The organism is Nonomuraea turcica (assembly GCF_030718205.1).
Lineage (GTDB): Bacteria > Actinomycetota > Actinomycetes > Streptosporangiales > Streptosporangiaceae > Nonomuraea.
Genome location: NZ_JAUZQF010000012.1, coordinates 84,357 through 108,038 on the forward strand (window position 1 = coordinate 84,357; position 23,682 = coordinate 108,038).

A 23,682-nucleotide genomic window follows, 5' to 3' on the forward strand; every position below is an offset into this window, starting at 1 on the left:
CCCCAACCTGCGTCGATGGCGTCGCGTGGTGCTCTGACCAGGCGACACGGCTCTCAACGTTTCCCATCCGTTTCTGGTGTTTTGCGGTCTCAGACGGAACCAGAACGGAACTGACAGTCAGAAGCTCAGATGGCCTTGCGTCTGCCGTCGTTCCCCACCTGTCATGGAAGCGCCGGGTGCTGGGATACCAAGTGTCAGTGGGTCGGCGACGGAGACGCTCCGGTATGGTGTGTTCCATTGCTTGCATATCTTCCACGAGTTGGGCCTATAGATCAGGCTCTTTTCGCGTCGGCTGCTGGAGGGCTACCGGCTCAGCCTCCCGGCTATTCTGGCTGGTTAAGTCGTAGGCGAGACTATTCGTGGAGCTTGTCCACTGCTCTGGAATTGAGTCAGTTATTGCCGGCTTGAGCGATGTTTCTACTTTTTCTGCGGCGACTGTATTGTATCTGCGGATAAGGCTCTCTGTCTTGGATGCGTAGCCGGGATTCGTGAGGCGCCTGTCTTCGATGTGGGGCAGCGCTTGGCTGTAGGTTAGTGGCATTTGCGGGAACAGACTGATGGCGTCGTCGAGATCGACTAGGCGACGTTGTACGAGAAATCCAACCAGTTCCATTTGCTTAAGCAGATCACTGATCACGTCGCGGTCTGCCCCACTGACGGTGCTGATGTCGGAGAACTCGCCGTTGCGTAACCGTCTACGGATGGCGGTTAGCTGAGGGGCCTGACACTCTTTGTGAACGGCTAGCAATGTGGTGATGGCGCGGCTGTGCCGGGTTTCCCTGAGTTGGCGTGCGGCGTAAATCAGAGCACCAGTCACGGTGAACGTACTGACTGCACTGCTGATTGCGCTTACCATTTCCCAGGTACTCACGGGCGGCTCTCCTCTGAGCGGGTGGGACTGATAACTACTAGACGAACCCCCCTTGCTCTCAGTTCCGGACCAGAGGTGATGATCTTCACAAGGGGCCTTAAGCGCTCCCAGTCGTAGATCGCGATCTCTGATGTGCCCGTCCATGCCGCCTGCCATCGACCCACGACTTGCGGCACTACCTTGTGTCGCTCCTGATCGCCTCCGGCGCCGACGTCAAGGTCGTCCAGGCCCGTCTGCGGCACGCGAGCGCCAATATGGCCCCCTAGCGCAACGTGTTGTCACTCTGACGAGCGCGGGCGTTTTAGTGTGTAGGGCTGTGCACTGGTGAGCGGGGGCAATGCGCTCCTGATGTCACTCAGATTGCCACTCAAGCTCTCGATGTCCCGAGCGTCAGAAATCCTGCGACTGGCGTCTGGCTGCGCGCCCCGGTGTCAAGCTGGTCAGTCGCTGGCCTGCTTGTCTACAACCGGCGGCAGACGGTAGTGATCGCTTCGGTGTGAAGCAACGCTGAGAAGTGCACGTGGGTGTCCGAAATCATGCAACATGGGGACATGGCAGACTTCTGGGTAGGTGCTATTGCGGGAATCTTGGGAGCGCTCGTAGGTGGCTTCTTCACTGCGTGGGGTGCACGTCTTCAGGTACGTGGAGTGCTTGAGGCCGCGCGACTAGAGATTAATGCAACAGTCAGAGAAGAACGTAGAGCGCGGCAGGTAGCCTCGCAGCATGCCGCTCTCATCGAGATGTTCAGAGTAGTCGGTAAATGTTTGCACATTCTAGAGGAAGAAACGGATAGTCATAAGCATCACAGCGCTGACACAGATTGTGATGGGTCTCCGTCACTTGAGTTAAAGCATGCGCGAATGGAGCTTGAATGCGCTTATTGGGTCTACAACCATGAGCTTTATGATGACGAGGAGCTAGATGGCACCCCCATAGACAAGCTTATGCATTTTCTATCTATCCTGTGCTCAAAGAACTCAGAGTTGTTGTCAAATTATATTCCGAAAGGCTTTAGTAAAGAAGCTTATGCAAGGCACTGTGATTATAATCTAATTGTCGGATATTCGGGGGATCCGATTGCTTTCGATGCTTGGGAATATCTACGCGGAATTCGGAAGACGCTGGATACGTAACTTCTTCGCTTTGACCGCGTAGCCACTAGCCCGCCCGATCCATCCCGTCTGCCGTCGACCCACCGCGGAGCGGCAGCGGGCCGGTGACGGAGGTGCAAGCCCGGCTTGACGTGTCCCTGCGGTTGGGCACTTTCCACGGTCATTGGACGCCAACGGTCACAGCCGGGCTTGCGGCGGAGGAGGCGGTCTGCTGGGCTTGCCTGGGTCGATGGCAGACGGGATGGATCCCACCAGCCACCCCACAACCTTCACGCGTGTTCGAACGTCATCCCGGAGCCGGAGCGCCCCCGCCGGAGGCATATTGTAAGGCCGGCCACGTGACCGCGCATGCGTGCGCTGACCGGCCCTTTCCTCGTGACCCGGGAGATGCGCTCCCCTGTGATCAGGCTGTGCTGTCGCACGGCGGCCCCCTTCCACTCGTCCGCGCCAGCCGTCCGGCGGTGCTTTTAGCCGTCCGCCGGGAGCGCCAGCGGGAGGCGGCGGCGTGCCGAGACGGCGGCGCGTGCGGCCCGGGTCCCAAAGCCGCTCGCGTCGGTCGGCATCTCCGCTACTTGCCTGCTGACGTCATGGCATGGTTCCGCGAGCAGCAGGGAGCCGCCTGAGTGTTCTCCCGACATCGTTATCCCAGCAACCCCCGCGCTCGGGTCTAGTGTTCGCGTTGTGGAACTCGTTGTCAGTGAGGTGAAGGCGTTGATCGGGAACGACTATGGCCAGGGTTAAAGATCTCTGGTTCTCCGAGGTCCAGGGCGTCAAGAAAAAGACCGGCAAGCATCCCGACAATGGCGGAAACAAGAACGCTAAGCGGTGGCTCGCCGTTTGGGCCGGCCCGGACGGCAGAGAAAAGACCAAGGCATTTGCTAAGAAGGTCGACGCTGATCGCTATGCCGCTGCTCAAGAGGTCGACGCGGCACGTGGCATTTATATCGACCCAAGGTCGGCTCGGCTCACCCTGTCGGAATGGTGTCAGACTTGGCTCGCAGGTTATGCCACCCGGCGGTCGTCGACGGTCCGGCAGGCACGGGTGCACATCGCTCAGATCACGGCGCACCTGGGGGCGATGCAACTGTCAGCGCTACGCCCGTCGCATGTCCGCTCCTGGACCTCACGCCTTCGCGAGGACGGGCTGGCTGATTCCTACGTCTACGCATTGCACGCTCGCCTCGCGCAAATCATGGCCGACGCCGTGCACGACGGGATCATTCCCCGCTCGCCATGCTCGCGGAGGACGTCACCCGGACAGGGGAAACAGCGACCCTACGTCGCGACAACTGATCAAGTTTGGGCCTTGCACGACGCGATGCCCGAGCGATACCGGGCGGCGATTCTGCTCGGTGCGTTCGTTGGTCTCCGAATGGCCGAAGTCTGTGGCTTGCGCGTCTCTGATCTCGACTTCATGCGCGGGATTGTTCACCCCAACGTGCAGTATCCCGCCGAGCCGCCAAGACCGAGATCTCTCGCACACCCATCCCTATCCCTGCGTCGTTAACGCTTGAACTGTCGGCCCATGTCCAGGCCAGCTACAGCGCCGAAACGATCCTGACGGACGACAACAGGGAACAGGTCGGCCCTTGGAAGCTTGAGCGTGCAATGCGAAAAGCCCGCAGCAAGGTAGAGGACCTTCCCACGGGCTTTCGATTCCACGACTTGCGGCACTACCTCGCGTCGCTCCTGATTGCTTCCGGCGCCGACGTCAAGGTCGTCCAGGCCCGCCTACGGCACGCGAGCGCCACGACGACCCTCGACACTTACGGCCACCTCTGGCCGGACTCTGACGAGTCGACGCGGGCCGCGATCGATGCGGTGCTTGCCGCTCGGACGGAACTGAGGCAGAACCAGACAGGAACCGCGCGATGAACGTGCAGCTCACCGCGCGGTAACCGGCTATACGTCGTAGTAGAGCTCGAACTCGTGCGGGTGCGGACGCAGCCGGATCGGGTCCACCTCGTTCTCCCGCTTGTAGGAGATCCACGTCTCGATCAGGTCAGGCGTGAACACGCCGCCCTCGAGCAGGTAGTCGTGGTCCTCCTCCAGCGCGTTGAGCACGTCGGTGAGCGAGCCGGGCACCTGCGGGATGTTGCGGGCCTCTTCCGGCGGCAGCTCGTAGAGGTCCTTGTCGACCGGCTCCGGCGGCTCGATCTTGTTGCGGATGCCGTCGATGCCCGCCATCAGCATGGCCGAGAAGGCGAAGTACGGGTTGCACGACGGGTCCGGCACACGGAACTCGATGCGCTTGGCCTTCGGGTTGGAGCCCGTGATCGGGATGCGGACGCAGGCCGACCGGTTGCGCTGCGAGTAGACCAGGTTGACCGGCGCCTCGTAGCCCGGCACCAGGCGGTGGTAGGAGTTGACCGTCGGGTTGGTGAAGGCCAGCAGCGACGGGGCGTGCTTGAGCAGGCCGCCGATGTAGTAGCGGGCCGTGTCCGACAGGCCGGCGTAGCCGACCTCGTCGTAGAAGAGCGGCGAGCCGTCCTTCCACAGCGACTGGTGGCAGTGCATGCCCGAGCCGTTGTCGCCGAAGATCGGCTTCGGCATGAACGTCACCGTGTGGCCGTACTCGAGGGCCGTGCTCTTGATGACGTACTTGTAGAGCATCAGGTTGTCGGCGGTCTTGAGCAGCGTGCCGAACTTGAAGTCGATCTCCGCCTGACCGGCGGTGCCGACCTCGTGGTGCTGCATCTCGACCTCGATGCCGCACTCGATGAGGTTGCGGACCATCTCCGAGCGCAGGTCGGTGAAGTGGTCCATCGGCGGGACCGGGAAGTAGCCGCCCTTGTAGCGCGGCTTGTAGCCGAGGTTGCCGCCCTCGGTCGCCTTGCCGGTGTTCCAGGCGCCCTCGATGGAGTCGATGTAGTAATAGCCGGCGTTCTGCTTCGTCTCGAAGCGCACGTCGTCGAAGATGTAGAACTCGGCCTCGGGGCCGAAGTAGACCGTGTCGGCGATGCCCGTGCCCTTGAGGAATTCCTCCGCCTTGCGCGCCACGTTGCGCGGGTCGCGGCTGTATGCCTCGCCGGTCAGCGGGTCGTGCACGAAGAAGTTGATGTTGAGCGTCTTGTGCTGGCGGAACGGGTCCACCACGGCGCTCGACGGGTCAGGCAGCAGAAGCATGTCCGACTCGTGGATCGCTTGGAAGCCGCGAATCGACGAGCCGTCGAACATGAGCCCGTCGGTGAAGACGCTTCCGCTGAAGTTCTCTACCGGGAAGGTGAAGTGGTGCGTCGTCCCCGGCAGGTCGGTGAACCTGACATCGACGAACTGCACCCCTTCGTCACTGATGAACTTCAGGACGTCGTCGGCGGAGTTGAACACTCTCGAACCTCCCTGGGGACTGGCCATCATTCCGACGCTAGGGCTTGGCCGTTTCCGTATGGTGTCTCGATTGTTTCGCACGTGTTACGCAGGGTCAGCTTCGCGCATGATCGAGCCGGGAGCCGATCATGTTCTCTTGGCGGCGCGGCACTCGCCCGTGTGCCGCTCCTCGTCGAGGACATATGGGTCTGTGGGCGTGCCCACCGGGACTTCCCTATCAGGGGCCGAGTCGGGGTACGCGGGGTGGATATATCCGTCGCGTACGTCACACCGCGCGGGCGTCGCGCTGCTGCCCCAATCGGTGATCCAGGTGATCGTGCCCCGTGCGTCACGGTACATGAGCACGGTGCCGCGGTGGTGCTTGACCAGCCGCATCGTCGTGTCGGGCCGACCCGGGCGCCGGATCGCGTACACGATCAAATGGTTGATCTCCAGCTTGGCGCCAGTGATCCCGTCCTTGTTGAAGGCCGAGAGCTTGGTCCGGCCGTGGACCTTGATCACATCGGTGGCCTGCTCGGCGGTCTTCGGCGCGAAGCTCGTCACCCATGACCTGGTGTTCCGCTCCTTCGCGCCGTCGTCTCTTCCGGGCCCGCCGTCGTTTCCGCCGCCACCGTCTCCTCGGGTTCCGGCACTTCGGCCAGAGGAGCGGCTTGCACCGGCATGGTCTCCTCGGGTATCGGGCCTGAGGAGGCCAGCAGGTCGGGGCGGAGGGTGATGACGACCCCCGCGGCCGCGATCAGCGCCGCGACTATGGCCATCGCCAGCCAGACCCGCCCGATCCGGCGCGGCGGCCCGGCTAAGTGAGAGTCCTGCGACGGGCCGTCGGCGCGGCCGGGCCGGCGTCCTGAGCGGCTCCGGCGCCCCATCCTGGCCTCCTTCTTGGCGGTGGCCCGCATCCTGCGCCGCTCTTCGGCGTCGATCTGCGCGACCAGCTCGTTGAAACGCTCGTCAAGGTCATCCCCGTTTGGCATGGCGTACATCGTGGCCGCTCCACGACGCGGTTGGGTCACAATGCTGACCGGCGTATCGGGCGGATACCGTGGAGGGCATGAGCAGCAAGGAACCTCGGTGGACGCAGACGTGGCTCGGCGGGGTCCGGGCCGCCGGGGTCGACCTCGGATACCCGGGCGAGCGCCTGGGGCTGCCCGAGGAGGGCAGCGGGTCGATCGCCGGGTGGGGCCGCAGGATCGGCGCCCTCGTCATCGACTGGGTGATCTGCACGTGGGCCGTCGTGCAGTTGCTGCTGAGGATGAATCCGGCCGAGTCGCCGTGGGCGCCCATGGCCGTGTTCGCCGTGCAATATCTGATCCTGGTCGGCTTCATGGGGCAGACGTTCGGGCACCGGCTGATGGGGATCAGAGTCGCCGCGATGGACGGGGGCAGGCCCCGATGGCTGCCCGTGCTGGCCCGCACCGTGCTGCTGTGCCTGGTCGTGCCCGCGCTGATCTTCGACCGCGACCATCGCGGCATCCATGACCGCGCGTCCAACACGATGGCCGTACGAATGTGACCGCTAGGCGCGCACGCAGCTGAAGATCGCCGTACCCGGGAGGTGCCGGCCGCGGAGTGGGCTCCAGCCGCCCCACACCCGCTCGTGCCCCTCCGGCCACTCCGGCTCCAGCAGCCCCGTGATCGTCAGGCCGGAGGCGACCACCAGGTTGACCCAGTCGGCCAGCGTCCGGTGATGCTCGACGTAGGTGACCGTGCCGTGCTCGTCCCGTTCCTCATAGGGGGAGCGGTCGAAGTAGGACCGGTCGGAGGTCAGCCCGCGCGGCCCCGGGTCGTCAGGGAACGCCCACCGGATGGGATGGCTCACCGAGAACACGAACCGGCCGCCCGGCCTGAGCACCCGGCGCACCTCGCGGAACGCCGCGAGCGGGTCGGCCACGAACGGCAGCGCCCCGAACGCCGAGCACGCCAGATCGAAGGCGGCGCCGGCGAACGGCAACGATTCGGCGTCGGCCTGCACCACGGGCACGTGCAGCCCCGTGTCGAGATCGATCCGCTGGGAGTGGCGCAGCTGGCGATGCGAGATGTCGAACGCCGCCACCTCGGCACCTTGCGTCACCAGCCACCGCGCGCACTGTGCCGCACCGCAGCCGATCTCCAGCACACGCCGCCCGCGCACCTGCCCGAGCAGGTGCACGTCGGCCTCGTCCACGCCCTCGGGGCACCACAGGAACCCGCTGTCACGCAGGAACTCGCCGTGCTCCACCTGGTAGTCATCGGCGTTGCCGTCCCACCAGCCGCGGTTGGCCCGCGAGGAAAGCGACAGCACTAGCGCATCTTGGGGCCGCGTGGGATGCGGGCACCCTTGGGCATCGGGCCCTTGGGCAGCGGCATGTTGCGCGGCAGCGAGCGCAGGCGGTCCTTGACCTCGTTGACCGCGGGCTTCTTCAGGTTGCGCGGCAGCTTCATGAGGTGGCGCTGCAGCTTGCCCAGCGGCACCTGCCCCTCGCCGTCACCGCACTGGATGTCGTAGATCTCGATGCCCAGCACCACCCGGGCGATCCGCTTCTTCTCGGCCGCCAGCATCTTCCCCACCCGGTTGCCGGGCCCCTCGGACACCAGCACGACTCCCGGGTAGCCGATCACGAGATGCACCAGGTCCTGGTCGCGGTTGACCGCGATGGCCGGGTTGACCTGCCAGTTGCCCCGCATGCCCTGCAACACCGCGGCGGCGGCGCCGGTCTGCCCGTGCAGGATCGAGTATTGCGCCCTCTGCGCGAGCTGACCGAACACCACCAGGCCGACGGTGAACGCGGCCAGGACGCCGATGAAGACCGAATACCACAAATAGCCCGTGACCAGGCCGATCACAACGACCACAGCGAGCGTGCCCACCGCCGAGAGGAAGACGAGCGGCATCCCCTTGGGATTGGCCTGCTTAATGATCTGCGCGACCATGCGGAGCTGCTTGATGCGCCCCGGCTTCTCTGGATCCTCGGACTTTGCCATGCTCTGAAGGATACAAACCAACTGGTGGGCTATGGGAAACGCGGCCCGGCGATTTCGCCGACGGCTAGATCTTGACGGTGACGGAGAGCCGCGGGTCGGCCACGTGGCGTGCCGCCTCGACCGTGTGCTCGCCCGTGAGCGTGCGCCAACCGCTCTCCCACACCTGGAAGGCCCGCTCGGGCAGGAAGACGGTGGTGAGCACGGTCTGCCCCGGCTCCGCCTCGACCACGTCGAACCCGGCCAGCCGCCGATCGGCCCCGTCGGCGACGTAGAGCTGCACGACCTCGCGGCCCGGGCGGTCGCCGGTGTTGGTGAGGGCCACCGTGACGGTGGTGCCCTCGGCGGCGATGGAGTCGTACGACCAGGTCGTATACCCCAGGCCGTGCCCGAACCAGAACGCCGGCTCCTTCCCCGACCGCTGCCATGCCCGGTAGCCGATGAACACCCCCTCCTCGTACGCCACCGACCCGTCCACGGGCGTCACACCGGCCACGGGAACGTCCTCCAGGCGGCGCGGCCAGGTCGTCGGCAGCCGCCCGCCCGGCTCGGCGTCCCCGAACAGCACCTCGGCCAGCGCGGCCCCCGCCTCCTGCCCCGGGAACCAGGTGAGCAGCACCGCCGCCACCTCCCCGGCCCACGGCATCTCGACCGGCGAGCCCGCGTTGACCACGACCACCGTGCGCGGGTTGGCCGCGGCCACCGCGCGGATCAGCTCGTCCTGCCGTCCGGGCAGCCTGAGGTCGGTACGGTCGAAGCCCTCGCTCTCCACCTCCGGCGTGGTCCCGGCCACGACCACCGCCACGTCGCACTCCGCCGCCACCCGCACGGCCTCGGCCATGAGCGCCTCGTCGCCGGGGCTCGGGTCGGCGTGGCCGAGCGTGAAGGACACGATCGCCATGCCGCCGAACGCCCCTGTGGGGTGCGTCACGGTCACCTCGTAGGGCTCGCCCGCCGTCATCGGCACGCTCAACCGCCGCTCCGGCGGAGAAAGGAACGCCGCCGCCGGGTCGCCGCCCGGTGGGTCGATGGTGTCGTCGAAGACGGTCTCGCCGTTCACGGTGACGGTGAAGGCGCCGGCGCCGATGACGGACAGCTGGTGCTCACCCGAGAGCCCCGGCGTGTATGCGGTCACCAGCCGGACCGCCTTGAGCCGATCGCCGTCCACGTCCGGCGGCAGCTGGCCGATCCAGCGCGCCTCACCGTCGGCCAGTGGGTGCTCGGCCAGCACGCCGCCCGCCTCGTCCAGGAACAGGGCCCTGGTGGGGGAGGGGATCGGTGCCAGGCGGACCCGGGGGTCGGTGCCGAGGGCGTACCGGACCTCGGCACGCGCACCGAGACCCTCCAGGGGTGAGATGATCCGGTCGGGGAAGACCTGGGCGCTGCCGCCGCCCATGACGCGCGCCTTGTCGGCGGCCGAGCCGATGACGGCGATCGCCGGAGCGCCCCGGAGCGGCAGGACGCCGTCGTTGGTCAGCAGCGTGAAGGCCCGTGCGGCGACCTCACGCGCCAGCGCCACACCATCGATCACCTCGCCACACGCACCCGCGTCCCCTGCGGCGGTGTCCGCGTCCGCGTCCGCCCGCGCATCGGCCCATTCGCCGGCGCCGGCAACTTCGGCCGCGCCGGCCGGGTCGGTGGCCGAGGCGCCGATGCGCGTGGCGGCCGCCGGGTCGGAGGCGCCGGTGGGGGAGGCGGCCAAGGCCCCGGTGGACTCGTCCGGGATGTGGAGGGCGCCGACGCGTGCGGCCAGGCGCAGGATGCGGCGGATCCGGTCGTCGATGACGGCCTCGGGCACGCGCCCGTCCCGCACCGCCGCCTCCAGCTTCTCGCCCCACGGCCCGTACGGCCCCGGCATCGCCACATCGGTTCCCCCCATGGCGGCCGCCTCGGTGGAACGCACCGCCGTCCAGTCGGACACGACGAACCCGTCGAACCCCCACTCGCCCTTCAACACCCCGTTGACCAGCTCCGCGTGCTCGGTCATCGTCGTGCCGTTGACCGCGTTGTACGCGGTCATGACGCCCCAGGCGCCCGCCCGAACCACGCGCTCGAACGGCCGCAGGTACACCTCCCGCAGCGCCTGCTCACCCACCCGGACGTCCACGGTGAACCGGTCGGTCTCGAAGTCGTTGGCCACGAAGTGCTTGGGTGTGGTGGCCACGCCGCCCTCCTGCACGCCCTCGACGTACGCCGCGCCGAGCTCACCCGTCAGGTACGCATCCTCCGAGAAGCACTCGAAATGCCGCCCACCGAGCGGCGAACGGTGCAGGTTGAGCGTGGGGGCGAGCAGCACGTGCACCCCCTTGCGCCGGGCCTCCTGGGCGAGCAGCCGCCCGGCCTGCCTGACCAGGTCCAGGTCCCAGGTCGCGGCGAGCGCGGTCGGGCTCGGCAGCGCGATCGACGGGTCGGCGGAGCTCCACTGCTCGCCGCGCACGCCGATGGGTCCGTCGCTCATGACGAGCCGGTCCAGGCCGATCTCTGGAACCGGCGGGAGCGACCACATGTCCGCCCCCGTGAGCAGTCCGATCTTGGTGGTGAGGTCCAGGCGGGTGATCAGTTCGTCGAAGTCCACCCGCCCAGTGTTCACCAGCAAACCAACCACTCGATAGGTTTGTTACTTTAGCGTTACCTAAAGTGCGAAGAACTCCAGCAACTCGGGCACCAGCGCCTCGACGGCCACGTCGTGCGCCTGGTCCTCCAGGACCCGGTGAACCGCGCCCGGCACCGCCGCCGCGACCGCCGCGCCCGCGTTCCGCATCCACCCGGGACTGTCCTCGCCGTTGAGCACGAGCACCGGCCGCCTGATCTGCGCGATCCGCCCGTCGGGCAGCGCGTTGCCGGGACCCAGCACGGCGGCCTCGTACGCCAGCGTGGGCGCGACCGCCTCGGCCTGCGCCCAGAACGCGTGCCCCCGCATCCCGGCCACCGCCTCGACCGGCACCTCGGCAGCCTCCACCAGGAACCGCTCCACGGCCTCCGCCCGCCTGCCCGCCTCGACCAGCGCGGTCAGCTGCGCCGCGAAGTCGTCAGGGAGCGCGGGCGCGCTGTCGTCCACGTGGTACGGCGGCTCCCACAACGCCAGCTTGGCGATGCCCGGCAGCCGCACCGCGGCCTCCAGCGCCAGCGCCGCCCCGGACGAGCCGCCGAACACCATGGCAGACCCGCCGGCCGCCGCCATGACGGCCGCCAGGTCCTCGACCTCCCGCTCGACCGCGTACGGCGGCGTGTCCCCGCTGTCACCGCGGCCCCGGCGGTCGTAGGAGCAGACCGTGAACCACGGCGCCAGGGCCGCCGCCACGCCGGTCAGTGTGGGGTGCGCCCGCTCCATCATGGCCCCGGCGACCAGGATCACCGCCGGGCCTGAGCCGTAGGCGTCGAACACGATCGGGGTGCCGTCGGCGGAGACCGCCTTGCCGCTCAGGACGCGGGCTGCACCAGGCACAGCGCCTCCCAGTGGTGGCCGTCCAGGTCGGCGAAGCCGCGCTGGTACCGGAAACCGTCCTCGTGCTTGACGCCGGCCGGGGCCGCGCCGGCCGCCAGGGCCTTGTCCACCAGCTCGTCCACCTGCTGCGGGTTCTCCATCCCGAGCACCAGGATCGCCTCGGTGGCCGCGGCGGCGTCAGCGACGTCCTTGGCGATGAACGAGGCGAACACCGGCTCGGTCAGCAACATCACCTGCGTCTGCTCGCTGATGATCACCGACGCCATGCCCTCGGCCATGCCGAACAGCTGGAATCCGAGGCTGGTGAAGAAGTCCTTCGACCGGTCCAAGTCCTTGACCGGCAGATTGACGAAGAGCTGCATGTTCCTGATCCCTTCCCTCGATCGGTTGATGCCTCCAGTCTGCTGACGAAGGGCTCGCCGGTCTTGGATCTGGGTGCCAGGCGAATTGACGTTCAGCGCACCGTGCCGGCGCGGCGGTATTCGGCGGGCGGCATCCCGTACGCGCGCCGGAACAGCCTGCTGAAGTGCGCGGAGTCCGGCAGCCCGTAGCGGGCCGCGATCGCGCTCACCGGCTTGTCGCCGCCCCTGGCCAGCTCGGCGCGGCAGCGTTCCAGCCGCCGCTGCCTGATCCAGGCGGCCACCGTCGTGTTCTCGGACTCGAACAGCCGGTGCAGGTAACGCACCGAGATGTGGTGCGCGGCCGCGATCGCGCCCGGGTCCAGGTCGATCTCGCCCAGGCGCTGCTCGATGAAGGCGTGCACGCGCAGTAGCAGCGTCCGCTGGCGCGCGTCGGCAGGCAGCGCCCGCGTGAGCTCCAGGCGCTCGGCGAGCGCGGTGCTGAGCAGGTCCGTCACCACGGTCGACAGCCGGGCCGCGCTGGCCGGCGCGTACGTGTCGAGGTCCGTGGCCACCCGGCGCAGCAGCGGCACGGCCAGCGCGCCCGCGCCGGAGTCGGCGCTGATGGGCAACGCGGTGAGCGCGGCGACCGAGCCGGCGGGCAGGGCCAGCAGGTCGTGCGGGACGCTGAACACGGCCAGCTGCACGGCGCTGTCATAGGCCAGTTCGTACGGCCGGGTGAAGTCGTAGATCGCGAACTCGCCCCGGCTCAGCTGCGTGTACCGCTCGTCCTGGGCCAGGCGCGGGCTGCCAGAAAGGGCCAGCACCACCCGGTAGAGGTCGGGATTGTCACGGTGGATCAGCCCGGCGGTGCGGTGCACGCTGTGCGGCGTGGACGTGCGTATCCGTCCGACGCCCACGGCGCCGAGCCGCCCCATCTCGATCTCGCCCCGCAACGGCGCGTCGGGATCGATGCGTAAGTCGAGAGGGCCGAGCGTGTCGCACACGATGCTCCGCCAGGCATCGTGGCGGCGCTTGGCCGGAACATCACTGGTGCGGATCAGTACGGCCATGCCCCGTCGCCCTCCGTCGGCTGCCCCCGGCCATGGTAACGACGCGCCGCAGCACGCGGAAGCGAAGAAGCCCCGGGCGAGCGCGCCCGGGGCTGTCCTCAGCCGGTCTCAAGCGGTCTGGCGCGCCTCGATGGCCTGCTTGTAGAGCTTGCCCGCCCGGTAGGACGAGCGGACCAGCGGCCCGGACAGGACGCCGGCGAACCCGATCGCCTCGGCCTCGGCCTGCAGCTCGACGAACTCCTCCGGCTTCACCCACCGCTCCACCGGGTGGTGGCGGGGCGTCGGCCGCAGGTATTGCGTGATCGTCAGCAGGTCGGTGCCGGCCGCGTGCAGGTCACGCATGGCCTCGACGATCTCCTCGCGGGTCTCGCCCATGCCCAGGATCAGGTTGGACTTGGTGACCAGCCCGGCCTCGCGGGCCATGGTGATCACGTTGAGGGAGCGGTCGTAGCGGAACGCGGGACGGATGCGCTTGAAGATCCGCGGCACCGTCTCCACGTTGTGCGCGAACACCTCGGGCTTGCTGGAGAAGACCTCCTCCAGCTGCTCGCGGTTGCCGTTGAAGTCGGGCACCAGCAGCTCGACGCCGCAGCCGGGCAGCAGGGCGTGGATCTGGCGGGCGGTCTCGGCGTAGAGCCAGGCCCCGCCGTCGGGCTGGTCGTCACGGGCCACGCCGGTCACGGTCGCGTACTTCAAGCCCATCTGCTGGACGGACTCGGCGACCCGGCGCGGCTCGTCGCGGTCGTACTCCTTCGGCTTGCCCGTGTCGATCTGGCAGAAGTCGCAGCGGCGCGTGCACTGGTCGCCGCCGATGAGGAAGGTCGCCTCGCGGTCTTCCCAGCACTCGTAGATATTGGGACAGCCCGCCTCTTCACAGACCGTGTGCAGGCCCTCACGGCGCACGAGCGATTTCAGCTCGGTGTATTCGGGGCCCGTCTTGAGCTTGGTCTTGATCCATGGGGGCTTGCGCTCGATAGGGGTTTCGGCGTTGCGCACCTCCAGGCGGAGGAGCTTTCGGCCTTCAGGAGCAACGGTCACGTCCTCAGCTTACGTCTCCCGGTGAGCCGGCCCGGTCGAGGGTCACGAGATGAGGCCGAAGCCGCGGATCGCCCGGGCGTAATAGGCCTGGAGCTCGTCGTCGATGCGCTCGGACTCGCGCGTGCCGAGCAGCTCGCAGTGCGGGGCCGCGGCGAGCACGCCGTCGGCGGTGAGCCGGGACCTGGCCAGCGCAGCCTGCCTGATCGACGCCGCGTTCTCGCCGCGCAGCGCCGCCGCCTGCATCGGCGCCAGGTAGCCGCCGGACCGCAGCTCCTCCAGCTCCGCCTGCTCCGCCGCGGAGGCGACCCGCCGCGTCAGCGCCTGCCGCCGATCCCTGGTACGGGGCTCGCCGGCGCGGGCCAGCCGGCTGAGCGCGTACCGCATCAGCAGCACGGGAGCGCCGAGCACCCGGCCGAGCAGGCGGCCGAAGAACCCCGCCACCTCGTACGCGGTCCCCGGCTGGTCGGCGACGCCCAGCGAGGCGGCGGTGATCGTGGTTTGCGCCTCTTCCCTGACCCGCAGCGGCCCGGCCTCCATCAGGGCGTCCCGCCAGGCCTCCAGCGTGTCCAGCGCGCCGCCCACGATGAGCTCCTCACCGGTCGGCACGCGGGCGTACGCGCTCGCCAGCAGCGTCACCCGCTGCCTGGGCGGCAGGGCCAGCCACAGCGGCAGCCCCACGACCAGCACGGGCGTGCGTGCCAGGCCCACCCGGTCGTAGCCGGTCTCGGTGGCCAGGTCTCTGATCGCGATCTTGCGCGGCCGCGTCACGCCGACCCGGTCCGCCACGTGCTCGGCGACGGCGTACAGCTCAGGGGCCGAGTCGCGCTCGAGCGTCTCGGCGTCGGCGGGCAGCCGGGCCAGGCGTGGCCGCAGCACCCAGCCGATGGCCAGGCACAGCCCGCCGAGCAGCCACGCGAGCAGTGAATCCGCGTGCGCCAGGATGGTCCACGCGCCCAGCACGAGGAACGCCAGCGTCATCAGGTGCACGAGGAGCGCGAGAAGGAGAGCCAGGAGGCGCTTCACACGGGCGATGGTAAGCCGGTGATATCCCGGTTTTCGACGCTATTAAATGCCGATCCGGTTACCTCCGGAGGAGGTCCTCTTCGTGCAGCTCGAACGCCTCCATGCCGAGCGCCTCGGCCAGCCGCTTCTCCGCGATCGGCAGGACCTCTTCGACCACGATGCGCCGCCCGGTCTCCGCCGACAGCGAGGAGACGCCCACGTCGGGCAGCCCGCACGGCGCGATGCGGTTGAACCAGCGAGGGTCATTGGCGCAGTTGAGCGCGAAGCCGTGCATGGTGACGCCGCGCGAGACGCGGATGCCGACCGCGCCGAGCTGGCGATCCGGCAGCCCCAGGCTCGCATCGCCCTTCGCCCACACCCCGCCCCTGCCTCGCACCCGCCGGGCGGTGACGCCGAAGTCGGCGCACACCTGGATCATCGTCTCCTCCAGGCGGCACGCGTACGTGATCACGTCCGTGACGCCGCCGACGATCGGATAGGCGACGAGCTGCCCGGGCCCGTGCCAGGTGAGCCGGCCGCCGCGATCGACGTCGATGACCGGGGTGCCGTCGGACGGGCGCTCCTGCGGGGCGGTGCGCTTTCCCGCGGTGTAGACGGGCGCGTGCTCGAGGATCAGGACGGTGTCGGGCAGCTCGCCCGCCACCCGTTTGCCGTGCACCCAGCGCTGCAGCGACCAGGCCTGCTCGTAGGGGACGTCGACGCCGAGGCGGACGATGGCCAGTGCGTGGGGATCGTCCCCGTGGGTGCGAGCTCCGGGGCGCATGAGCCTATTGTGCCGTTCCCTCACCCTTGAAGGGTAATTCAGGGTGTGAGGAGACGAGGCTCGATCCTCAACTCCTTGATGCCGCCCGCCCCGTCGTGCTCCAGCCGGTAGGCGGAGCCGCCGGGCTCGACGGACACGGCCTGGATGAACTCCGTGCCCACGTAGTGGAGGCCGACGCCCTCGTCGGCGGCGAAGCCGGCGGGCAGCTCGCCGCTGGCCACCGACGCGTGCAGCAGCGGGCGCCGCTGCGGGTCGGAGTCGTAGTGGACGCCGCACGAGTAGGGCAGCAGCGCGAGCCCGTCGGCCCAGGGCCGCAGCTCGGGGCCGAAGGAGTCGGTGTTGCCGCCCACGTGCCAGCACAGGGCGCCGGCGCTCTGCCCCGTGAGCACCACCCCGGACCGCCAGGCCTCCTTGAACGCCTCGTCGAGGCCGTGCAGCCGCCACAACGCCATGAGGTTGGCCACGCTGCCGCCGCTCACGTAGATCATGTCCTGCTCCAGGATCCACGCCTTGGGGTCGGCCACATTGGGCATCGGGAACACCGTCAAGTGGCTCAGCTCGACGTCCCAGCCCGCGAACGCGCCGTACATCTTCAGCAGCCAGTCCGACGCGTCGCCCGTGGCGGTGGCGAGCAGGCCGAGCTTGGGCCGGTCCTGGCCGGTCAGGTCGAGCCCGTAGCGCAGCAGGCCGCTCGCCTCGATGAAGCTGTAACGCGCACTCGGGCGAAACGAGCCACCCCCGATCGCGAGGATGTGCGACTGTCCTGACCGGATCATGTCATGATCTCCTACCTGAAAAGAAGGATGAACGGCCCCTAGAGTACGGCGCTCAGCGCCTCACCGAGACTGGTATGGGCGAAGCCGTAGCCGCTGTCCAGCAGCGTGCGCGGCAGGACGCGGTGGCTGGGCAGCAGCCCCTCGCGGGCGAACTCGCCGAGCCCGAGGGACAGCGCGAACGCCGGGGCGGGCATCGGCATCATGCTCCTGCCCAGGGCTTTTGCGATGGCACGGGTGAACTCGGCGTTAGTGACGGGGGAGGGCGAGGTGAAGTTGACCGGCCCGGCCACATCCCGATTTTTCAGGACATGTCGTGCGGCTCCCACCCAGTCGTGCAAGGAGATCCACGACCAGTACTGCTTGCCCGATCCCAGCGGCGCTCCCAGCCCCATCTTGAAGATCGGCAACACCCGGCCCAGCACCCCGCCCCGCCGGCTCAGCGCCAGTCCGGACCGCATCTGCACGGTCCTGATGCCCGCCTCGCCGGCCCGCCGCGCCTCGGCCTCCCACTGCACGCACAGGTCAGCCAGGAACCCCGTGCCCCGGTTCTCGCTCTCGTCGATCTCTCGGTCGCCGGTGTCGCCGTAGAAGTCCACTCCGGAGGCCGACAGGAGCACCTCGGGCGGCCTGGACAGCGCGCGCAGGGCGTCCACGAGCACCCGGGTGCTCCGCACCCGGCTGTCGACCAGCTCCCGCTTGTACGCCGCCGTCCACCGCTTGTCCCCGATCGAGGCCCCGGCCAGGTGCACGATGGCCTCGGCGCCGTCCAGCGCGGCCAGGTCGACCTCCTGCTCGGCGGGCTGCCAGTAGGCCTCGTCCGGGCTCCTCGGCTCCCGGCGCACCAGCCTGACGACCTCTTGCCCCTCGGCCCGCAGCGCCGCCACCAGCGACGTGCCGAGCAACCCCGACGCTCCCGTCACGATGATCGCCATACGCTCACCCTACGCGGCTCACCCGCGGATGCGCCCCGCGAACCGGGCCGGCACAGCGGAAAGGGCCGGGCGGAACCCCGCCCGGCCCTTTCCCTGAACCCCTTACGCGAGGCCGAGCTGGGCCTCGAAGCGGCCCTCCTCCAGACGGCGCTTGATCGTCGTCAGGAAGCGCGCCGCGTCCGCCCCGTCCACCAGGCGGTGGTCGTAGGTCAGCGCCAGGTAGACCATCGACCGCACCGCGATGACCTCGCCCTCAGGCGTGTCGACCACCACGGGCCGCTTCACGACGGCGCCGGTGCCGAGCATGCCGACCTGCGGCTGGTTGAGGATCGGCGTGTCGAACAGCGCGCCCCGGCTGCCGGTGTTGGTCAGCGTGAACGTGCCGCCGGTGAGCTCGTCGGGCGTCACCTGGTTGTTGCGGGTGCGCTCGGCGACGTCGGTGATCTTGCGGGCGAGACCGGCCAGGTTGAGGTCGCCGGCGTTCTTGACGACCGCCGCCAGCAGGCCGCGCTCGGTGTCCACCGCGACGCCGAGGTTCTCCACGTCGAAGTAGGTCACCTCGTTGGTCTCGTTGTTGATCGTGGCGTTGAGCTTAGGGTGCTGCTTGAGCGCCTCGACCGCCGCCATCGCGAAGAACGGGGTGAAGGTCAGCTTCACGCCCTCGCGGCGGAAGAAGTCGTCCTTCGCCTTCGCCCGCAGCCGCGCGATCTTGGTGACGTCCACCTCGACGACCGAGGTGAGCTGCGCGGCGGTCTGCAGCGACTCGACCATGCGCTTGGCGATGGTCTGACGCAGCCGCGACATCTTCTCCGTGCGGCCCCGCAGCGTGGTGTCGACCGCCACCGGCTCGGGCGCCGCGGCGACCGGGGCGACCAGCGCGGCCGGAGCCGGGGCGGCGGCCGGAGCGGGCTGGGCGGCGGCAGGCGCCGGCGCGGCCTGGGCCGCGGCGGCCTTCTCACGCTGGGCCTTGGCCGCCTCGAGCACGTCCTGCTTGCGGATGCGGCCACCCACGCCGGTGCCGTTGATCGCGTCGAGGTCGACGCCGTGCTCGTTGGCGAGCTTGCGCACCAGCGGCGTGACGTAGGGGCTCTCACCCGAGGGCAGCGGGGTCGGCTCGGCGGCCGGCTGCGCCGGGGGAGCGGCCTGCGGGGCCGGAGCCGGGGCGGGCGGCGGCGTCGGCTGAGCGGGGGCCGGCTGCGGGATCGAGGAGACCGGCGCCGGGGCAGGCTCGGGCTCGGGCTCGGGCTGCGGCGGAGCGGGCGCCTGGGCGGGGGCCGCCGCCTCAGGAGCCGGGGCGGCGGCGCCCGGCTGGGCGTTCTCGTCGATGACGGCGAGCTCGGCCCCGACCTCGACCGTCTCGTCCTCGGCCACGACGATCTTGGTGAGCACACCCGCGGACGGCGACGGGATTTCGGTGTCGACCTTGTCGGTCGACACTTCGAGGAGCGGCTCGTCGGCCTCGACGCGCTCGCCCTCCTTCTTCAGCCAACGGGTGACGGTGCCCTCGGTCACGCTCTCGCCGAGCTGGGGCATCTGTACGGAGACCGGCATCGTTATTCTTCTCTCGCGTTCTGATCTCGAGGGCTAGGACTAGTTGTGGACGTGCAACGGCTTGCCGGCCAGGGCCAGCATCGCCTCACCCATGGCCTCGGACTGGGTCGGGTGTGCGTGGATGAGCTGGGCGACCTCTGCGGGCAGCGCCTCCCAGTTGTAGATCAGCTGGCCTTCCGTGACGAGCTCGCCGATGCGCCGGCCCACCATGTGGACACCGACGACGGGGCCGTCCTTCTGGGCGATGACCTTCACCGCGCCCGAGGTGCCGAGGATCTGGCTCTTGGGGTTTCCGGCGAGGTCGTAGACCTGCTCGACGATCTCGATGCCGCGCTCGGCCGCCTGCTTCGAGGTGATCCCCACCGAGGCGACCTCGGGGTCGGAGTAGGTGATGCGGGGCACGCCCGCGTAGTCGATGGGCGGCGGGTTGAGCCCGGCGATGTGCTCGGCCACCATGATCCCCTCGGCGAAGCCGGCGTGGGCCAGCTGCAGGGTGGGGATGAGGTCGCCGATGGCGTAGATCCCCGGCACGGAGGTGCGGCAGTGCTCGTCGACCACGACGGCGCCACGCTCGATGGCGATGCCCTGCTCCTCGAAGCCCATGCCTGAGGAGACGGCGCCGCGGCCGACGGCGACCAGCAGCAGCTCGGCGTCGAGGGTCTTGCCGCTGGCCAGGGTGACGACGACACCCGTCTCGGTGGTCTTGGCGCTGTCGAAGAAGACGCCCAGCTCGTATTTGATGCCGCGGCGGCGGAAGGCCCGCTCCAGCAGCTTGGAGCTCGACTCCTCCTCGGTCGGCAGCAGGTGCGGCAGCGCCTCCACGATCGTGACCTCGGCGCCGAAGGAGCGGTAGACGCTGGCGAGCTCGACGCCGATCACGCCGCCGCCCAGCACGATCACCGAGGTGGGCACGCGGTCCATCTTCAGCGTGTGCTCGCTGGTGATGACGCGCTCGCCGTCGATCTCCAGGCCGGGCAGCGACTTGGGCGCCGAGCCGGTGGCCAGCACGATGCTGCGGCCCTCGTAGACGTCCTGGTCCACCTGGATCCTGTTGGCGCCGACCAGCCGGCCCTCGCCCTCGACGATCGTCACGCCCGCGCCCTTGAGCAGGCCCTGCACACCCTTCCAGGCCCGCGTGACGATCTTGTCCTTGAACGTGTGCACGCCCTGCACGTCGATGCCGTCGAAGCGGGCCTTGACGCCGAAGGCCTCGCTCTCACGGGTCTCGTCGGCGACCTCGGCCGAGTGCAGCAGAGCCTTCGTGGGGATGCATCCCCTGTGGAGGCAAGTGCCGCCGATCTTGTCCTTTTCGATGAGGACGACCGACTTGCCCAGCTCAGCCGCCCGAAGCGCGCAAGCGTAACCGCCGCTGCCGCCCCCTAGGACGACGATGTCATAGGCCACAGGAAGGCTCCTTGTCGGGGTGTTCGTGATGCCGCCATCTTTTCATTTGTTTCAGATGCTCGCGTGCCGCTCTGCCAGTCCGATGAGGGTACGGGTGACGGCTCCGGTCCCGCCCTTCGGGGTGTAGCCATACGGCTCGGCCTTGTTGAAGGCGGGCCCGGCCATGTCGATGTGGGCCCAGCGCACCCCTTCGGGCACGAACTCCTTCAGGAAGATGCCCGCCGCCAGCATGCCGCCCCACCGCTCGGGATGCAGGTTGGCGATGTCGGCGATCGGCGAGTCAAGACCCTTGCGCAGCTCCTCCGGCAGCGGCATGCCCCACGCGCCCTCGCCGGCCGCGCCCGCGGCCTGGAGGACCAGCTCCCTGATCGCGTCGTCGTTGGCCATGACGCCGGAGATGCGCCAGCCGAGCGAGACGATCTGTGCGCCGGTGAGCGTGGCCACGTCGACGAGCACGTCGGGGTTGTCCTCGGCGGCCCTGGCGATGCCGTCCATGAGCACCAGGCGGCCCTCGGCGTCGGTGTCGAGCACCTCGACGGTCTTGCCGCTGTAGCTGTGGATGACATCGGAGGGGCGCTGCGCGGTGCCGCTCGGCAGGTTTTCCGCCAGGCACAGATAGCCGATGGCGTTGACCGGCAGGCCCAGCCTGGCGATGCCGATCAGGGCGCCGAGCACCGCGCCCGCGCCGCCCATGTCCGACTTCATCCAGTCCATCGCGTTGGACGGCTTGAGCGACAGACCGCCCGAGTCGAACGTGATGCCCTTGCCCACGAAGGCGAGGGTCTTGCCGGCGTCCGGGTGGCTGTAGGAGAGGCGGACCAGGCGCGGCGGGTTGGCCGAGCCCTGGCCGACGCCGATGAGGCCGCCGTAGCCGCCGTCCTTGAGCTGCTTGTCGTCGAGCACCTCGACGCTCAGCCCCACCTCGCCGCCCGCCTGCTCGGCGATCTCGGCGAACTTGGCCGGCCACAGGTCCGAAGGCGGCGTGTTGACCAGGTCGCGGACCAGCGCGACGGACTCGGCCAGGACGCCCGCGCGCTCGGCGACGGACTCGGGCTGCCCGGAGACCACGGTCAGTTCGGCCACCGGCGCCTTCTGCTCACCGTTGGTGCGGTAGCGGGCGAAGGAGTAGGCGCCGAGCAGGCCGCCGAGCGCGACCGCCTCGGCCTCCTCGGGGGAGCCCGCGGGAAGGGCGAGCGCGGCGCGCGAGGTGCCGGCGAGCGACCGCACGGCGGCGCCGGCGGCGCGGCGCAGACCTTCTGCGTCGTAGGAGTCGCCGAGTCCGACCGCGACCAGCAGCGGGGCGGCGATGGCGCCGAACGTGGGCAGCTTGGCCAGCTCCCCGGCCTTCCCGGAGAAGGTCACCGCGGCGAGCGACGCGGCCAGCTTGCCGCCGAAGGCCGCGTCCAGGGACTCGGCGCCCGTGGCAGGGCTGGGACCTTCCTCGCTCGACGTGAAGCCGACGATCAAAGCGTCGGTGTCCAGGGAGACGGGATCTGCTGAGTTCAGCCGCACAGTGGTCACGTAAACCGATGCTATCCAGGGTTTCTGCATACTCACAAACAGGGGTTCATCCTATGAATGGCCGGTAGCGTCTTTCGAGATATGGTGCTAGTGTCATTAGCACCATGCTGCTGACGCTCGATCTCAACGACGCGCGGCCCCTGCACGAGCAGGTGGCCGGCGCGATCCGGCGCGCCATAGGGGACGGCTCCTACGCGCCGGGAGACCGCCTGCCGCCCGCCCGCGACCTGGCCCAGGCGCTCGGCATCAACCCCAACACCGTGCTGCGGGCGCTGCGCGACCTGCGGGACGAAGGGCTCCTGGAGTTCCGGCGCGGGCGCGGCGTCAGCGTCGCCGGCCGCGACGGCGGCCGGGCCCTCCTCGTGCAGCGGACCCGCGAGCTGCTGGAAGAGGCCAGAAGGCACGGCTACGGCCGTGACGACCTCATCGCCATCTTGAAGGAGCTGCCATGAACGCCCGAGTAGCCGCCGCCGCGTGGGGCCTGCTCGTCCTCGCCGGGCAGGTGCTGCTGCCTCTGGCCGCGCGGGACCGGCTGCCCGATCCGCTGGCCACGCACTGGGGGGCGGCGGCGCGGCCCGACGGCTCGATGTCGTTCGCGGCGTACGTGGGGATGATGGTGCTGGTCTGGGCGGTGCCGGGGCTCGGCCTGCTCGCGACGGTGCGGGCCCTGACCCACAGGCAGGGCCGGATGCTCTGGTGGGGCGTGCTGTTCGGCGCGGGCGTGTTCGCGTTCGGCATGAACGTCACGACCGTGCTGGCCAACCTGGACGCGCCCGGCTGGCGTGAGGCGCGACTGCCGGGCTGGGCCGTCCTCGCGGTCGTCGGCGCGACGCTGGCCGTCGCCGTCGCGGCCGGCTACCTGGGCAGGGGAGCGCCCGACGAGCCCGCGCCCGCCGGGCTGCGCCCGCCGCTCTTGCGGCTCAGGGCAGGGCAGCGGACCGTCTGGGTCAGTCACGTCGCCAACCCGTGGCTGGCCGTGGTCACCGCGGTCGCGGCGGCTGTCATCGCCGTGCTGGCCGCGCTCTCCTTCGCCGGCATCGTGCCGGGTGAGCTTGCGGTCCTGGTCCTGCCCGGGCTCGCCCTCGTGCTGGCGCTCGGGGTCCTGACCTCGTCGGTCTCCGTACGGGCCGGGGACGACCGGGTCGTCGTGCAGTTCGGGCCGCTGGGCTGGCCGGTGCTCAGGATCCCGCTCTCCAAGATCGCCTCGGCGTGGGCGGAGGAGCGCCATCCGAGCGAAGTCGGCGGATGGGGCATCCGCGGCCTGCGCGGAAGTGCCACCATCATGATGCGCGGCGGCGAATGCCTGGTGCTCGGCTACCGGACGGGAGGGCAACTGGCGATCAGCATCGACGACGCCGTGCGCGGCGCCTCCCTCATCAACGCCCTCATCAACGTGCGAGTGGAATCGTCAAACGCTCCCCCGGCTTGAAGGCCGGGGCTTGTCCGCCGTGGACGGCTGTGCGTCGTCGGCGGGTGGGCGTTGTTTGACCAGCCCGAGCCATCACCGACAAGGAGGTGCATCCTTGATGGCTACGTTTCACGCAGGACGGAAG

25 protein-coding genes are annotated in these 23,682 nt (G+C 69.1%); 7 read left to right on the forward strand and 18 right to left on the reverse strand.

Annotated features, from left to right (window positions below; all coding sequences use genetic code 11):
• Window positions 1-265: 265 nt before the first annotated feature.
• Window positions 266-871 carry a hypothetical protein gene (locus tag Q9G87_RS29725; protein WP_305919804.1) on the reverse strand — a complete coding sequence of 202 codons (606 nt, stop codon included), beginning with the start codon at window positions 869-871 and terminating at the stop codon, window positions 266-268.
• Window positions 872-1,020: 149 nt separating this feature from the next.
• Here Q9G87_RS29725 and Q9G87_RS29730 point away from each other — a divergent pair, with 149 nt between their 5' ends.
• The 4 genes from Q9G87_RS29730 (at window position 1,021) to Q9G87_RS29745 (ending at window position 3,858) form a co-directional block, all read left to right on the forward strand.
• On the forward strand, window positions 1,021-1,137 hold the full coding sequence (locus Q9G87_RS29730; protein WP_305920059.1) for a tyrosine-type recombinase/integrase: 117 nt from the start codon (window positions 1,021-1,023) through the stop codon (window positions 1,135-1,137).
• 285 nt (window positions 1,138-1,422) lie between these two features.
• A complete protein-coding gene (locus Q9G87_RS29735; protein WP_305919805.1) occupies window positions 1,423-2,004 on the forward strand; it encodes a hypothetical protein in 582 nt (193 codons plus the stop codon).
• A gap of 706 nt (window positions 2,005-2,710) precedes the next feature.
• On the forward strand, window positions 2,711-3,490 hold the full coding sequence (locus Q9G87_RS29740; protein ID WP_305919806.1) for a site-specific integrase: 780 nt from the start codon (window positions 2,711-2,713) through the stop codon (window positions 3,488-3,490).
• Window positions 3,491-3,498: 8 nt separating this feature from the next.
• Window positions 3,499-3,858 carry a tyrosine-type recombinase/integrase gene (locus Q9G87_RS29745; RefSeq protein WP_305920060.1) on the forward strand — a complete coding sequence of 120 codons (360 nt, stop codon included), beginning with the start codon at window positions 3,499-3,501 and terminating at the stop codon, window positions 3,856-3,858.
• Between the two features lie 27 nt (window positions 3,859-3,885).
• On the opposite strand, the gene glnA is transcribed toward Q9G87_RS29745, so the two are convergent.
• From glnA to Q9G87_RS29760, 3 genes are all read right to left on the reverse strand, one after another.
• Window positions 3,886-5,310, reverse strand: coding sequence for a type I glutamate--ammonia ligase (gene glnA, locus Q9G87_RS29750; RefSeq protein ID WP_305919807.1), 1,425 nt, complete (start codon window positions 5,308-5,310; stop codon window positions 3,886-3,888).
• 126 nt (window positions 5,311-5,436) lie between these two features.
• Entirely contained in the window at window positions 5,437-5,853 is a 417-nt protein-coding gene (locus Q9G87_RS29755) for a hypothetical protein (protein WP_305919808.1), read from the reverse strand.
• On the reverse strand, window positions 5,850-6,281 hold the full coding sequence (locus Q9G87_RS29760; RefSeq protein WP_305919809.1) for a hypothetical protein: 432 nt from the start codon (window positions 6,279-6,281) through the stop codon (window positions 5,850-5,852). The genes Q9G87_RS29755 and Q9G87_RS29760 overlap by 4 nt, the downstream gene beginning before the upstream one ends.
• Before the next feature lie 77 nt (window positions 6,282-6,358).
• Between Q9G87_RS29760 and Q9G87_RS29765 the strand changes: the two genes are divergently transcribed.
• Complete coding sequence (locus Q9G87_RS29765; RefSeq protein ID WP_305919810.1) at window positions 6,359-6,820, forward strand: RDD family protein; 462 nt, start codon at window positions 6,359-6,361, stop codon at window positions 6,818-6,820.
• Window positions 6,821-6,823: 3 nt separating this feature from the next.
• Here Q9G87_RS29765 and Q9G87_RS29770 read toward each other — a convergent pair whose 3' ends face one another.
• The 14 genes from Q9G87_RS29770 to Q9G87_RS29835 form a co-directional block, all read right to left on the reverse strand.
• A complete protein-coding gene (locus Q9G87_RS29770) occupies window positions 6,824-7,588 on the reverse strand; it encodes a class I SAM-dependent methyltransferase (RefSeq protein ID WP_305919811.1) in 765 nt (254 codons plus the stop codon).
• The gene (locus Q9G87_RS29775; RefSeq protein ID WP_305919812.1) at window positions 7,588-8,268 is read right to left on the reverse strand and encodes a DUF4191 domain-containing protein; all 681 of its coding nucleotides are present in this window, start codon (window positions 8,266-8,268) and stop codon (window positions 7,588-7,590) included. The genes Q9G87_RS29770 and Q9G87_RS29775 overlap by 1 nt, the downstream gene beginning before the upstream one ends.
• 64 nt (window positions 8,269-8,332) lie before the next feature.
• Entirely contained in the window at window positions 8,333-10,840 is a 2,508-nt protein-coding gene (locus Q9G87_RS29780) for a beta-glucosidase (RefSeq protein WP_305919813.1), read from the reverse strand.
• A gap of 57 nt (window positions 10,841-10,897) precedes the next feature.
• Complete coding sequence (locus Q9G87_RS29785) at window positions 10,898-11,710, reverse strand: alpha/beta fold hydrolase (RefSeq protein WP_305919814.1); 813 nt, start codon at window positions 11,708-11,710, stop codon at window positions 10,898-10,900.
• A complete protein-coding gene (locus Q9G87_RS29790) occupies window positions 11,686-12,072 on the reverse strand; it encodes a VOC family protein (RefSeq protein ID WP_305919815.1) in 387 nt (128 codons plus the stop codon). The genes Q9G87_RS29785 and Q9G87_RS29790 overlap by 25 nt, the downstream gene beginning before the upstream one ends.
• A gap of 92 nt (window positions 12,073-12,164) precedes the next feature.
• Window positions 12,165-13,121: an AraC-like ligand-binding domain-containing protein gene (locus Q9G87_RS29795; RefSeq protein WP_305919816.1), complete on the reverse strand. Its 957-nt coding sequence runs from the start codon at window positions 13,119-13,121 to the stop codon at window positions 12,165-12,167.
• A gap of 108 nt (window positions 13,122-13,229) precedes the next feature.
• Window positions 13,230-14,159, reverse strand: a complete 930-nt coding sequence (lipA, locus tag Q9G87_RS29800) for a lipoyl synthase (RefSeq protein ID WP_305919817.1) — start codon at window positions 14,157-14,159, stop codon at window positions 13,230-13,232.
• A 42-nt stretch (window positions 14,160-14,201) separates the two neighbouring features.
• Window positions 14,202-15,182, reverse strand: coding sequence for a M48 family metalloprotease (locus tag Q9G87_RS29805; RefSeq protein WP_305919818.1), 981 nt, complete (start codon window positions 15,180-15,182; stop codon window positions 14,202-14,204).
• 58 nt (window positions 15,183-15,240) lie between these two features.
• Window positions 15,241-15,945, reverse strand: a complete 705-nt coding sequence (lipB, locus tag Q9G87_RS29810; RefSeq protein ID WP_305919819.1) for a lipoyl(octanoyl) transferase LipB — start codon at window positions 15,943-15,945, stop codon at window positions 15,241-15,243.
• Between the two features lie 38 nt (window positions 15,946-15,983).
• Window positions 15,984-16,721 carry a Type 1 glutamine amidotransferase-like domain-containing protein gene (locus tag Q9G87_RS29815; RefSeq protein ID WP_305919820.1) on the reverse strand — a complete coding sequence of 246 codons (738 nt, stop codon included), beginning with the start codon at window positions 16,719-16,721 and terminating at the stop codon, window positions 15,984-15,986.
• Window positions 16,722-16,759: 38 nt separating this feature from the next.
• A complete protein-coding gene (locus Q9G87_RS29820) occupies window positions 16,760-17,653 on the reverse strand; it encodes a TIGR01777 family oxidoreductase (RefSeq protein ID WP_305919821.1) in 894 nt (297 codons plus the stop codon).
• 102 nt (window positions 17,654-17,755) lie between these two features.
• Window positions 17,756-19,204, reverse strand: coding sequence for a 2-oxoglutarate dehydrogenase, E2 component, dihydrolipoamide succinyltransferase (gene sucB, locus Q9G87_RS29825; RefSeq protein WP_305919822.1), 1,449 nt, complete (start codon window positions 19,202-19,204; stop codon window positions 17,756-17,758).
• A 39-nt stretch (window positions 19,205-19,243) separates the two neighbouring features.
• A complete protein-coding gene (lpdA, locus tag Q9G87_RS29830; RefSeq protein WP_305919823.1) occupies window positions 19,244-20,608 on the reverse strand; it encodes a dihydrolipoyl dehydrogenase in 1,365 nt (454 codons plus the stop codon).
• Between the two features lie 51 nt (window positions 20,609-20,659).
• On the reverse strand, window positions 20,660-22,159 hold the full coding sequence (locus Q9G87_RS29835; RefSeq protein ID WP_305919824.1) for a leucyl aminopeptidase: 1,500 nt from the start codon (window positions 22,157-22,159) through the stop codon (window positions 20,660-20,662).
• 74 nt (window positions 22,160-22,233) lie between these two features.
• Here Q9G87_RS29835 and Q9G87_RS29840 point away from each other — a divergent pair, with 74 nt between their 5' ends.
• Together Q9G87_RS29840 and Q9G87_RS29845 are read left to right on the forward strand one after the other, a co-directional pair.
• Entirely contained in the window at window positions 22,234-22,581 is a 348-nt protein-coding gene (locus tag Q9G87_RS29840) for a GntR family transcriptional regulator (RefSeq protein WP_305919825.1), read from the forward strand.
• Window positions 22,578-23,558, forward strand: coding sequence for a DUF1648 domain-containing protein (locus tag Q9G87_RS29845; protein ID WP_305919826.1), 981 nt, complete (start codon window positions 22,578-22,580; stop codon window positions 23,556-23,558). The genes Q9G87_RS29840 and Q9G87_RS29845 overlap by 4 nt, the downstream gene beginning before the upstream one ends.
• Window positions 23,559-23,682: the final 124 nt, after the last annotated feature.